Annotated in this window: 7 protein-coding genes and 2 pseudogenes; 2 read left to right on the top strand and 7 right to left on the bottom strand. The window is 61.4% G+C overall.

What is annotated here, in order from left to right; translation table 11 throughout:
• Window positions 1–743: 743 nt before the first annotated feature.
• The 6 genes from ABH933_RS43040 to ABH933_RS43015 form a co-directional block, all read right to left on the bottom strand.
• Window positions 744–1,490: a hypothetical protein gene (locus ABH933_RS43040; RefSeq protein ID WP_429428408.1), complete on the bottom strand. Its 747-nt coding sequence runs from the start codon at window positions 1,488–1,490 to the stop codon at window positions 744–746.
• A 289-nt stretch (window positions 1,491–1,779) separates the two neighbouring features.
• Window positions 1,780–2,214, bottom strand: coding sequence for a nuclear transport factor 2 family protein (locus tag ABH933_RS43035; RefSeq protein ID WP_429428411.1), 435 nt, complete (start codon window positions 2,212–2,214; stop codon window positions 1,780–1,782).
• Window positions 2,215–3,130: 916 nt separating this feature from the next.
• Complete coding sequence (locus ABH933_RS43030; RefSeq protein WP_429428413.1) at window positions 3,131–4,360, bottom strand: GAF domain-containing protein; 1,230 nt, start codon at window positions 4,358–4,360, stop codon at window positions 3,131–3,133.
• 16 nt (window positions 4,361–4,376) lie between these two features.
• Window positions 4,377–4,910 carry a hypothetical protein gene (locus ABH933_RS43025; protein WP_429428416.1) on the bottom strand — a complete coding sequence of 178 codons (534 nt, stop codon included), beginning with the start codon at window positions 4,908–4,910 and terminating at the stop codon, window positions 4,377–4,379.
• Between the two features lie 453 nt (window positions 4,911–5,363).
• A complete protein-coding gene (locus ABH933_RS43020) occupies window positions 5,364–6,296 on the bottom strand; it encodes a helix-turn-helix domain-containing protein (protein ID WP_429428418.1) in 933 nt (310 codons plus the stop codon).
• Window positions 6,297–6,404: 108 nt separating this feature from the next.
• Window positions 6,405–7,532 carry a cytochrome P450 gene (locus ABH933_RS43015; RefSeq protein ID WP_429428420.1) on the bottom strand — a complete coding sequence of 376 codons (1,128 nt, stop codon included), beginning with the start codon at window positions 7,530–7,532 and terminating at the stop codon, window positions 6,405–6,407.
• 670 nt (window positions 7,533–8,202) lie between these two features.
• Between ABH933_RS43015 and ABH933_RS43010 the strand changes: the two genes are divergently transcribed.
• Together ABH933_RS43010 and ABH933_RS43005 are read left to right on the top strand one after the other, a co-directional pair.
• A complete protein-coding gene (locus ABH933_RS43010; RefSeq protein ID WP_429428422.1) occupies window positions 8,203–10,557 on the top strand; it encodes an MMPL family transporter in 2,355 nt (784 codons plus the stop codon).
• Window positions 10,558–10,732: 175 nt separating this feature from the next.
• Window positions 10,733–11,316 (top strand): annotated as a pseudogene (locus ABH933_RS43005) (IS3-like element ISMysp3 family transposase); the annotation flags it as partial.
• On the opposite strand, the pseudogene ABH933_RS43000 reads toward ABH933_RS43005, so the two are convergent.
• Window positions 11,278–12,249 (bottom strand): annotated as a pseudogene (locus ABH933_RS43000) (IS30 family transposase); the annotation flags it as partial. The pseudogenes ABH933_RS43005 and ABH933_RS43000 sit on opposite strands and share 39 nt — an antisense overlap.
• Between the last annotated feature and the right edge of the window lie 344 nt (window positions 12,250–12,593).

Below are 12,593 nucleotides of genomic sequence, written 5' to 3'. Positions count from 1 at the left end.
CAGCTCACCCAAATCCTACTTTGGGCCACTGTCCGCGAACCTCCGGACACCTCAGACCTCTCGACAAACCATCTCTGCAGTCATCGGCCTGCACTTCTACCAACTAGCCTCTGAATAAGTTGCGCTTCTTATATAACACGACATTGATATCTTTGGCGGCAAAGAACTCTGCGGCATGGTCTTGCTCTATCCAGCTGCTTGTGTTCTCGGCCGTCGAGCATGTATAAAGTTGGTCGCGACCGGCTACGATCGGTCGACACAAGCACTTGTACCTGCACGACACGGTTCATCGCAGGCGACTTTACGAATACTCGCAGCCGATGGTCGGTAATCGGCTCGATGTGATCGACAACCGGTCGGGCCGGGAGATCGGAGCTCTCCGAGGGGGCCTGGTAACCATTGGACGATCCGCTATTCGGTCCGGACGTGGACGGCTCAGCGACGGCTACCCCGAGCATCAGCATCAACCCCCCACTACCGAGGCAATCTCGCTGGCAACCCGCCAGGCCCACACCTGCCGCGCTGCAAAGTGCCGCCGTCCTGGCCACCTGGTAGTGTGTCGGGGACTTTCGCCCGGATTCAGATTCCCTGCCGCTGGGATGAGCGGACGATGTGGCCTGGCCACCCGGGACGGTGGGGCCGATTCGATGGAATTGCGCCCTGGGAATCCAGGGTGTCGAAATAGGGTGTGCCGAATTTCGTGAGTTGCATCTCGGGTTCGGTTGCGGTTCGCATCCCGATGCTCATGCCCGTACATCGACCGACGATCGCGCGTTGGCGATGCGGCCAAAAGAGGAGAGAAACACACCGGAGAGATTATCCCGGTCGGATATCACGGTAGGCAGTTCCACGACCAGCTCTCGCAGCGGATAGCCATCGCCGGTAATGATTCCGGTGCTGGAACTACCGCGTTGAAATAGCCTGTTCATTCCACCGTTGGAACGGTCTGTCTGCGCTAATAGTCGAACATACTGCTGTTCAGGATGATGAGCGCGCATGCTGGCAACTACTTGCGAGCCGTGATCGAAGACGACATTCGCAATTGCGGTCAACGGTCCGTCCCGCAACTGCCCCCGGATAGCTCGACTAAAGCCTACGATGAAAATTAGGACCGCGTTGGACCATTCTCCCGGCGCAGCTATATGGCGACCACGAAGTTCGATGTCCTTCAAACCTCCGGTCTGGCAGTACATCGACTCGCCGGCTCGATTTAACGGAAGGATGGACGTCATTCCGATCGACATAAAGCTATCATCAACCTCGGCCTCTATCAATGCGAAACAAAGCGCATTCGCCTCAAATATGCTCAGGATTTGCTCTCTTATCGCCTGCAGCGATACCGAAAAAGCAGACCGCGAGAAGAGTTCGCATTTTATGTGGCACAGCAGGTCGAGTTCGTTAGGATGCACCAGTCGAGTTCGATATTGCAGGCGATGACGTGTCGAGAGGTGAGTGTCCACTGAAGATTCGCGTTCAAGGTTTTGCTTCACATGGGGCCTTCTTCCTGCTACCAGCTGCAGGTATCTGATACTGTTCTGCATGGACAATGGGATCGACATACGATGAACCTGTCTCTCTGAACCGTGTGCAGATCCGGCAGGGTTGCCACCAGTCGTCAACCTCTGCTGACCACGGCTGTTTCCCCAAACAGGGTGGTATCAATGGTTGGACAAGCTGTGCATCCTCGGGCGAGAGCGTGCCGAAACGCATGACTGTCCAGGTTTGCCCATCCAGCGGAAAACGGTGTGACGACACCCTCGTGGACACTGTGCCAATCGGTCATCGCAGTATGCCTGACCGCGTCAGGGCCGCAGCAATATCGAGGTAGGTATCCTTGCATTGAACCAGATTTTCTCTCATCGTGAGCACATCGATCCCGGTGACCGCGATCGGCCTGCCAGTCGGTTCCACGCACACTTGCTCAAATTGCACGGGCACGGTCAACGTAGCGGTGAGAACGTATTGGCAGACCAGGAAACCCGGCCCGCATCGCAGATCTTGAACGGCGAAATGGCTGTCGGGCCCGAGCGTCAGTAGACCTGCAAAAGCGTTGCACACGTCGGCATGGCCGATGATCTCCGGTGCGCCGAGCAGGTGCAGTCGAAAGATCGTGTCCTGGGTGTGCCGCGACATGATGTCATCAAGGTTATGGGTATTCCAGGCGTTGGCGTATTCATCGGCGAATCGTTCCAGCTCACTGCGCACAATGATCATTGAGTTCTCCTTGGAAACCGAGATAGGCGAGCGCTGCCGAGTGGGTGCAGCTCAGCCCAAGTACAGACCGCGACACAGGCTTGTGACACACGGCGGGGATCGGATGACGATGGCCAACTCGACCTTGGTTTCGGGGAATCCACCGAAGCAACGCACTTCAAATCTGCGTGCTGGGTCGTCAGCAACATCCTGCCCGGTGTGTTCGGGTTGAATCGCGGCCAGCCCGGACGTAGATCGACCAACGGTGTAGCAGATGGATGACTGGGTTAGTGGACTGTCGTTCAAGCGGATTCCCGACCCCCGTAACCGCCCCGTCGCAGCTCATCTGTTCCAGCGCGTTATTGAACATATGACCACTGTCAGAGGATCGGCATATCCAGGATAGCGCTGACCGCGCCGTAAACCAATGCGGTGATGATCAAGCATGCTGTGTCGTCGAGTGATTGGGGAAAGTTCGGGGGTGATGTCATGGAGCCCGGTGCCGGGAGTATGACAGATCTGAAAAGATCTGCTGGATCGTCGGAAGATCGACGGCCGCACCATGGTTCGAGGGCGGTTCGGCCGACTCGGCCCCGCAGCGACCGCAGTCACGCCGGAGACAGCGACTATCATCGCCGCGACGGTCAGCACGTTCCGCCATTGCATAGCCCTTGATGCCGATTGCACAGCCTTGATGATAGGCGGCTGATCGACTGTTGAATACTCAATGTTGAGAGGTTGCGCTGACGTTGCAATCGGGCGACGGGAAGACCTGGCTGTGCGAAACGAACCCCAGGAATTCCCACCCCAGTGCTGTTCTCCAGCTCTCGCGCTGAAATGCCCGGTTCTGGATGACGTTCACCATAATGTCGAATGTGGATGAGAGGGCGCTGTCCCGCTGCCCATTGTGGCTGATGATGGCGCGGACTCGGATCAGTCAGAGTTCTTCGAGATCCAACGTGATCTGATGGTGCCGGAGCTGGGTGATTCCGGGTGCCTGAGAGCTGGGCAGCAACGTGGCGGGGGTGGTGTCGGGCTGTTGGAAGTCGGCGGTGATAGTGGCATCGATCCGGTACGGGTTGGCAACCAGCCGGTACCCGAGGATCCGGCGCAGCCGGGCGAGTTCGGCGCGCACGGTGACGGCTTTGCCGTCGCATCCGTAGACCTGCTGGGCCAGGGCGGCGGCGGTAAGGCCTTGCGGGTGGGCGAGCAGCAACACGACGAGCTCGCTGTGCCGGACACCGAGTTGCTGGGTGACGCCGTCGAGGTGGAGCAGTGCCCGATCTCGCCCCAGCGCGGTGACGTGGGCGGTTGGGGTGTCGAAGGCGGCGTGGCGTGATGCGCGCACGCCGAACAGACCGGTCGATGCGAGGCGTTCGACGATGACCGGACGACCGTCGGGAAGTTCGGCCGGGCCCTCGACCAGGGGCCCGGGCCAGATCCGTGGCAACCAGCCGGCAGGCTCGGCGTGCAGGACTCGCCCGTCCGCTGACAACAGTGCGTTGCGGTCCGGTGAGCGGGCCGAGATTCGGTCGACGTACCGGGTGCGGGCCCGTGCATCGCGACGACGGTGCAGGTCGGCGAGGTGCGATTCGGCGAAACGGGCTGCCGTAGTGACCAGCGGCAGCGCCAGTGAGCGGACGTCGCGGCGGGGGCAGGTGACGTCGACGACACCGACCACGGCCCCGGTTACCGGGTCGCGGATCGGGGCCGCAGTGCACGTGTACTCCACGGCCATCGACAGGTAGTGCTCGGCTCCGCGCACCTGGAACGGTCTTCCCAGCGCCAACGCGGTGCCTACCCCGTTGGTGCCCGCACCCGCCTCGCTCCACCGGGCGCCGGCCACGAGATGGGCGCGCTCGGCGGCGCGGCGTGTCCGGGCATCGCCGCGGACCCACAGCAGGTGCCCGCGTGCGTCGGCAGCGAACAGGATGTGCCCGGGCTCGGATGCCGCGCTGCCCAGGGTTGTCAGCAACACGGGCCAGACCGCGCCCATCGGGTCTAGTTCTTGCTGCTCCCGCAATTCGTCGTCGGTCAGCACGATGTGTGGCAGGTGACGATCCGGGTGCAAGCCGCCTCGACGGGCACGGTCCCAGGACGCGCGCACATCGGCGCGAATCTGCTGTACGTGACCGCCGGAGAGCCCTTCTTCTCGGGCTCGAGTCACCTGTTTCTGTGCTGAATCATCCATCACGAAGCCCGTCGGTAGGGAGAATCAGGTGAGAATAAGTCGTCTCTCTCAGTGGCTCGTAGAGCGGCCATCCGTCTGTGGTGATGCCGGTGTAGGTACCGCCACGCCGGAAAAGTCGGCTCATTCCGCCGTTCGACCGGTCGGTCTGTGCCAGAAGACGCATATGGCTCTGTTCCGGGTGTCGGTGTCGCATGGCGGCCACTACGGTCGAACAATGGTCGAAAACAACGTTGGCAATCGCGGTCAACGGCCGGTCGCGCAGGCGTCCACGAACTTCTGGCAAGAAACCGACGATGAAAACGACGACCGCATTGGACCATTCATTTAGTGCGGCGATATGGCAACCGCGGAGCTCTATATCCTTGAGGCTACCGGATCGACAGTAGACCGACTCGCCATCCTCGATGTTTGCCAATCGGGTTCGATACTCCAGATTTGATTTCCCGAAAAAAGAGACCAGGCATGACGACTCGACACTCGCTGCCGCCGACGTCTCGAGACAGTTCAGATGCGACGCAATCGACATTCGAAGAAGATCCTCACGATGATGTTTCCAGTTCGTCTTGGCTGGTGTTATTTATCACAGTGGGCCGGGTTGAGGGTAGTCCATCGGCCAGTAGGGCACTCAGGGAATGATGTACTGAGACGTGAGCTTGTCGAATGGTCGTGCCGGGAGCTCTGCTCCACGCGCGGGCCTTATTCCCCGTCACCCGTCGGTGTCCGATCCGGCTGTGTGGGAGTGGTGAAGATGGTCGCACGGTTTCTCGTCTTTCGAATTGCTTGTTCTGCTGCACTGAATTCCTTCATGTGCGCCGCGGCCGGACGGTCTTCGTTCAGTGATCGGTGTCGAGTGCGTGGGCGATCAGTGGCCAGGATCGGGCTCGTTCGTCGGTTCAGTCCCGGGTAACTCGGAGATGGTCTGCCTTGCAACGGTCCTTTCAGGTGTTCCCGTGAACAGCGATCAGCTGTGGCATGCCTGCTACAGCTGATCGGACGGCTCATACAGTCGACGTCTGCGAAATTCGCGGGGTGTTTCGCCGTATCGGGCTTTGAACGCGGTAGAGAACCATGTTGTTGTGAACCCGCAGCGCGCCGCGATCTCGGCGATGGATGTGTCGTGTGTTCCCAGCTCCTCCAGCATGTCGCGGGCAACGCGGAGGGATTCGTCTTGGCGAACTTCGCGATATGTGGTACCGGCCTGGTGCAGAGCGAGCCGCAATTGGCGCGGGGACCAGCTCAGAGCTCGGGCGACTGCTGACAAGCGAAGATCCGCACCTATATTCTGTCGGACAAATTGTCGGACTGCTTCGGCTGTCTCAGTGAGGTGCGGTCGCTGGGGGCCCATGTCGCCGGAGGACATCATGGACAATAGTTCTCCGATTCGATCGAAAACCGCATTGAATTCACTGACGGTCAATGCGGATCGCTGATCGTGGGTTTCGTCGACCATTGCCTGAACGATTCTGCCGAGGCCGGTCTGCATATTGAGAACCGGTCGCGAAATCCCTGTTGAGTTGAGACGTTGCTCGATATCGGCTCGTGGTATGCGCAGGCCGTAGGAGATCGATCCTGGCATGTACATCCGCCACGTCTCATCCGGCCGCAGTAGTACGGCTCTGCCAACCGAGATTTGGGTTCGCTCGCCGTCTTTTTCCACTACGAACTCGCCCTGTTGGGGGAGCATGATCCAAAATATGTCTTCGGGGCCCTTCCTGGCATACGACCGCGATCGAGCGACGATTTTGTCTCCGCTCTGTTCGGACCACACCAGAGAGTGGGTCGCGGTATTTTGCGCCATCAGATGGGCACGCCACAACGTCGGTTCGCGGTAGCGATGTTCCGTCGGAAGCAGGTTATCACTCAACGCTGAGAATTCGAGAGCGTTGGTTACTGTAAAATCGCTATATTCCATAGCACACCTCAACGGCCAACTCGTGCTGCAGACACTCCCACGCCGGTCGCCCCGCCCGACAGGCGTGCACGCTCGGGACGCTACCACTCTGGTTCCGGCACATCCAGCTCATCCTCTGGCCCCAGTTGGTGTCAACGGCGGAAACTCGACGGGCAGCGCACGCAAGGATCGGTGGAAGGGGCCGGGACGCCATTCGAGTTGTTCAGCGGTGACAGCCAGGCTGATCTCCGGGAGGACGTCGAGCAGTTGGTCGATGGCGTCCTGGGCGGTCAGGTATGCCACCGAGCGCGCCGGGCAGGTATGAGGTCCAGCGCTCCAAGCCAGATGCGAGCGGTTGCCCGTGTAGTCACCTATACGACCGAGAGCGGGATCGCCGTTGCAGGCGGCGATGCTGATCAGCACAGGTTGGTGCGCAGGAAGCCACACACCTCCCAGCAGAATTGGCTGGCGGGGATAGCTGATGCAGAAGTTGGTCAGCGGGGGATTGGTGAACAGAACTTCGTCGATGGCATCCCGGGTGAGCAGGCTGCCGTCAACGACACCACCACCGAACCGCTCATCGGTCAGCATGAGCAGCAGGGCATTGCAAATGAGATTCTGTAATGGTTCGATTCCACCGCCGTAGAGCTCCATCACCTCTTCGATGATCTCGGCGTCGTCGAGGGCTGCGGAGTGGTGCAGCATCCGGGTGACGATGTCGTCGCCCGGTACTGTTCGTTTCAACGCGACCAATTCCGACAGAGCCTCGATGATTTCCGTGTAGCCCGATTCTGCCCGCTCGCAGTCCAGCAGGGCCGCCATTCCGTGCACAACCCGCTGACCGATCTCGGCGGGACAGCCGAGTAGTGCATTGACGACAGCGAAGGTCAGAGGGAAGGCGTACTGGCTGACCAAGTCCGCGGTGCCGACCCGGCTGAACTCGTCGATCACGGACAACGCTGTTGTTTCAACAGTCTGATGCAGATCGAACAGGTCGACTGCATCGAGGGTCGCGACGACGACCTGCCGATACCGGACATGGGCGGTTGCCGTGCTGCGCGAAGCAACTGGACGCCACCGCATGATGGGCAAAACAGGGCAGTCGGCACCAACTGTCGACTGCCACACTCGTGGATCGGCGGGAAAGCGCTCCGGATCGTAAAGAATTCGTACTGCGGTACGGTAGTCGAGAACCAGGGTGGCTGGTACGCCTGGTGCCAGCTCCACAGGAGCAAGCGCGCCGAATTGACCGCGCATCTCCCGATACGCCTCATGGGGATCTGCTGCGAACTCAGGGGCGTACAGACGGACCCGAGACTCGTCAGCATCGATCGGTGACCCATGAACTGTCGAGGGGGATCCAGTGACCGCGGATGAGGGTGAACTCAACGGACGGCTCCAAGCGGTCGGCGCTGTGGGCGACTCGAGTGCATGCTTCACAGTCTCGACTGTCCGTTGTGCACGTGCTTGCTCAGTCGGAGTTTCGTGCCTCAAAGCAAAATAGCCGACCCAATTCCGAAAGTTGCCGACTGCCAGTAGTCGCCGACCGCATGGTGGCAAGAGCAGGATTGCGGGACAGATACAGCGAGCTATTCGATGCTTCGCCGGAATTTCGTTCCGGTGCAGAACGAGGACCGTTCGGCGTGGATTCGCGCTGTGGGGTTCGTATCGTCAATTTGCATGTTGCCCAATCCAAGCCCGGGGATCGATGCGCAGTATGGTTGTCAACGAGTTACGTGTGTCGGCGCCCTTTCCCGATGCCTGCGCGTGGTGCTCACTGGTGCGGACGTGGTTCGGGTGTTTCGGATTTGCTGCACAAGTGCGGGATTGTGATCGGATGGTCGATTGTCCGGCCGCAGTGCGCGGTACGCCTCTGGTCGATGCAGCTTGATTGCCGTTCGTGTGAAGAGATGTGAGGAGTTGCTGGGTGTTCATCCGCTGGGGCGAGCTGGTCTACCGGTTCCGCTACGCCGTGATCGGGGTCGTGGTCGCAGCTCTGCTAGGTCTGGGCTGGTTCGGTCTGGGCCTACAGGATCACCTCAGCTCCAGCGGGTGGGACGATCCGGGGTCGGAGTCGTCTCAGGCGGCCCGGCTCAAGGATCAGGCGTACGGGCGCGACCATCTCGGTGATGTGATCCTGCTCTACACCGCGCCGTCCGGGAAGACAGTCGACGACCCGCAGATCAGCACGGCGATCACCGGCAGTCTGAACAGCCTGCCGCAGAAATATCCCGACGAAATCTCGATGATCAACGGTTCCTACTGGAAGACCCGGACCGGCCAGTGGTCCCAGACGGTATTTGGTACGCGGGACAAGCGGCACGCATTCGCATCGGTTGCGGTGGTGGGTAACGACGACACCACAACCCTGAACAACTTCCGTACGGTCAGTAAGGCGAACGCCTTCGCTGTGCCCGGGGTGAAGGTGCAGGTCGCGGGCCAGCAGGGGGTCTCGTTCGCGTTGAGTGACACCATGGCACACGACCAGAAGCGCATGGAGATCATCGCCATCCCGGTTGTGGCGGTGCTGTTGTTCTTCATCTTCGGCGGTGTGGTCGCGGCGGCGTTGCCGTTGATCGTGGGTGGTCTGACGGTGCTGGGCGCCAACGGCATTGTCATGGGCATTACGAAGTTCACCGACGTGAACTCGTTCGTCGGTGCGGTCGTCTCGATGATCGGGCTCGGTCTGGCCATCGATTACGGCCTGTTCATGGTCAGTCGCTTTCGGGAAGAACTCGCCGATGGCTACGAGGTGCCGTCGGCGGTACGCCGATCGGTGATGACCGCTGGGCGGACGGTGGCGTTCTCGGCGACCATGATCATCGGCTCCAGTGCCGGTATGCTGCTGTTCCCGCAAGGTTTCCTCAGGTCGGTGGCGTACGGGACGATCGCGACGGTACTGCTGGCCGCCCTGACCGCGCTGACCGTCCTGCCCGCGGCCTTAGGCGTTCTCGGGCGCCGGGTGGATGCGCTGGGCTTCAAGTGGTTCCGCAAGACCAAGACCTCGCAGGAAATCGAGAACGGCTTCTGGGGCCGACAGACCCAGTGGGTGATGAGGCACCCCCTGAAGGTTGCGATCCCGCTGTGCGTCATCCTGCTGCTACTGATCACCCCGGTCAAGAACCTGAAATTCGGCGGTATCAGCGAAACCTATCTGCCGCCGGACAACGCGACCCGCATAGCACAGGAGCAGTTCGACACCCTCTTCCCTCAGTTTCGGTCCAACCCGATCCAGCTCATCATCCAGACCAACGATCCCAGCCAGATCTATCAAATCCAGCAGGAAGCAGACAAAGCTCCGGGACTGGCCGCACGGTTCCCGACGCCCTCGATCCCGCCCAACGGCTCTAACGTATGGGTGATACAGACACCGCTGAAGAACAGTGACACCTCCACCGCAGACGAGGCCGTCGATTACCTGCACTCGATCGAGGCCCCGGGGGACACGCAATTGATGGTCACCGGGCAACCGGCCATCCAGAAGGACAGCATCGACACGCTGCTGGACCGTATGCCGCTGATGGTCCTGATCGTCGTACTGATCACCACGCTGCTGATGTTCCTGACCTTCGGCTCGCTGGTGCTGCCCCTCAAGGCTTTCTTGATGAGTACGCTCGGCCTGGGCTCGACGCTGGGCATCCTGACCTGGATCTTCATCGAGGGTCACGGCGCCGGGGTGTTGAACTTCACACCACAACCGATCATGTCACCGGTGCTGGTGCTGATCATCGCTATCATCTACGGCCTGTCCACCGACTACGAGGTGTTCCTGCTCTCTCGCATGATCGAGGAACGCAGCAAGGGCGCAAGCACCTCCGAAGCGGTCCGGGTCGGCACCGCGCAGACCGGCCGCATCATCACCGCGGCCGCGCTGATCCTGCTGGTGGTCGTGGGTGCATTCGCGTTCTCTGATCTGGTGATGATGCAGTACATCGCCTACGGCATGATGGCCGCGCTGTTCATCGACGCCACAGTGCTGCGCATGCTGCTGGTGCCGGCCACCATGAAACTGCTCGGTGACGACTGCTGGTGGGCCTCGCGGTGGATGAAGCGATTTCAACAACGCATCGGCCTGGACGAACCACTACTCGCGGACGAACGCCCGCACAACACCAGCCTGGTCGACCTAAGAAAGACCACGCCGGTCACCGACCCACCCACGCTACAGATCCCGATGAATCCCGACGGCACGCCAGTGCGGCCGCCGCGGCGATTCAAGCAGGCCCGGCGAATTCAGGATGTGGATCCCGACGCCCCGACACAGGAACTGACTCAGCGATAGCCGATGTTTCGCAGCGTGAGCCCTGCCGAGCCAATCGTGTCGTGCTCTCTTCGCAAACGCGACTGAGCTGGTCGTCATGGAAGCGGCGTCTGCCCGACCGCCGGACCGAACAGCTCGATCTGAATCCCCCTGGGTTTGGAACATCATCCTTCTTCTTGGGAAGGTTGTGGGCATCATGCCGAGCAAGTACGACGCAGAGACCAAGGCGGTGCGGCTGGTCACCGAGCATCGTGAGGAGTACCCGTCGGAGTGGGCGGCGATCACCGCGGTGTCGGCTCGGTTGGGAATGAACGCTGAGATCTTGCGGACCTGGATCCGCCGGGCCGCGGTCGACACCGGTGAGTCCGAGGGTGTTTCCACCGATGCCGCACGCGAGATCCGGGAGCTGCGCCGCAAGAACAAAGAGCTTGAGGAGACCATCGAAATCCTTAAGGCGGCAACGAGTTTCTTCGTGTGGGAGAGCGACCCGCGACGTCGTTGATTTGTGAGTTCATCGCCGAGCATCGTGCTCGGTTCGGGGTCGTTCCGATCTGCCGTGCCCTGTCGGCGCATGGGTGCCAGATCGCCCCGAGAACCTTCTATGCGTGGTGCAAGCGCCCGCCGTCGAAGCGGGCGTTGTGGGATCTGGCCGTGACCGAGGTGCTGGCCGGCTACTACGAGCCCGACGAGCGCAGACGGCGCGCGCCGGAGTCGCTGTATGGGGCGGCCAAGATGTGGGCACCCGGTCATGCGCGGCAGGTGCAGAAGCGCGGTGAACCGGGTGGTCCGCTCGACGAGAGTCCCGATCGCCGAACTGCCGCTACCGATGATCAAGTTGCCTTCCCAGTGCCCGGCGATCGCGCGGTCCCGGGCCTCGACGGGCCGATGCTTGATCAGGTTGCCCGGGTTGACGAACTTCTTGCCACGTCCACGGGTGCGGGCCCGCGGGACGCGCAGCGCCCGCCCGGTGCGCAGGCACGCGGTCGAATCACGATGCAGACCACCACGATCGGCGATATAGAGCGCCTGGTAGATCGCCTCGTGCGAGATACGCATCGACTCGTCGTCGGGGAATTCGACCGGCAGCCGGTGGGCGATCTGCTGCGGGCTCCATGAGGTCGCCCAGCGCCGGTCCTTGCGGGGTCCGTGGCGGCGGCCGATCCACCGCGTCGATGGGCCGGGCACCGGCGTTCCATCCGCCGCGGTCACGGTCCCGGACAGCCGGTCCTGCACGTATGTGCGCAGCCTCTCGTTGTGGGCCAGTTTGGCCGGCTTGGGGCGGCGGGCGCGCCGGTCGGCATGCCATTGCGCGGTCGAGGCGCGGTAGTGCAGATACCCGCTGTGGGTCGAAGCGTTGCGGCGCAGCTCACGCGAGATCGTCGACGGCGAGCGCCCGATCCGGCGAGCAATCTCGCGCACCCCGAGGTCCTGGGCGCGCAGCAATGCGATCTCCTCCCGCTCGGTAAACGACAGATAGCGACCCGAGTGCGGGTCCAAGCCGACCGATGGCATCCCGCCACTATCGCGGAACCACCGTGAGCCCACCGCCGGGGAGACACCGACTCGCACCGCCGCATCCTCGTTAGACAAACCGGCAGCGATATGCTTCCAAAACCATTGCTGCTGTTCACGTCTGGCAGACTTCGGCCGGCCAGGGGACCGTATCTTCGGTCGCGTCGCCCGATCCGACTGCCGCCGCTTCGGCGCACCCATCGCAACTCCTCACCCTCGAGATGTTGCGACAACCAGTTGAATCCGCCGGGTGTAATGCTCGGTTATATCGGTGACCCACAACTGATTTGGCTGCGATCGAGCGAAGGACCGGTTGACCAGATCGCCAGCGGTGGGGGTCTGATGTTTGGGTCTGGGCCGCCGATTGCCAGGCAGCCCTTTGATCCCGGCACGGGCCATCAGCAACTCGATCTGGTTGTGACCGACACTGATTCCCAGGCCCAGGGTTAGTACTGCAACGTCACTCAGGTGAGTGGGTGGCCTCGGCGCCGGTAGTGCGATAGCCGGGCTTGGTGTTGTCGGCGGCGGCGCCAGTGGGACCATGC

Source organism: Nocardia sp. GP40 (assembly GCF_050434125.1).
In the GTDB taxonomy this organism is placed as follows: domain Bacteria; phylum Actinomycetota; class Actinomycetes; order Mycobacteriales; family Mycobacteriaceae; genus Nocardia; species Nocardia albiluteola.
This window is presented reverse-complemented; position numbering and strand designations above follow the sequence as displayed.

Coding starts and splice junctions, on each gene's coding strand:
- ABH933_RS43035 (WP_429428411.1), bottom strand. CDS start 2,214: ATGATCATTGTGCGCAGTGAGCTGGAACGATTCGCCGATGAATACGCC.
- ABH933_RS43025 (WP_429428416.1), bottom strand. CDS start 4,910: ATGTCGATTGCGTCGCATCTGAACTGTCTCGAGACGTCGGCGGCAGCG.
- ABH933_RS43020 (WP_429428418.1), bottom strand. CDS start 6,296: ATGGAATATAGCGATTTTACAGTAACCAACGCTCTCGAATTCTCAGCG.
- ABH933_RS43015 (WP_429428420.1), bottom strand. CDS start 7,532: ATGCGCGGTCAATTCGGCGCGCTTGCTCCTGTGGAGCTGGCACCAGGC.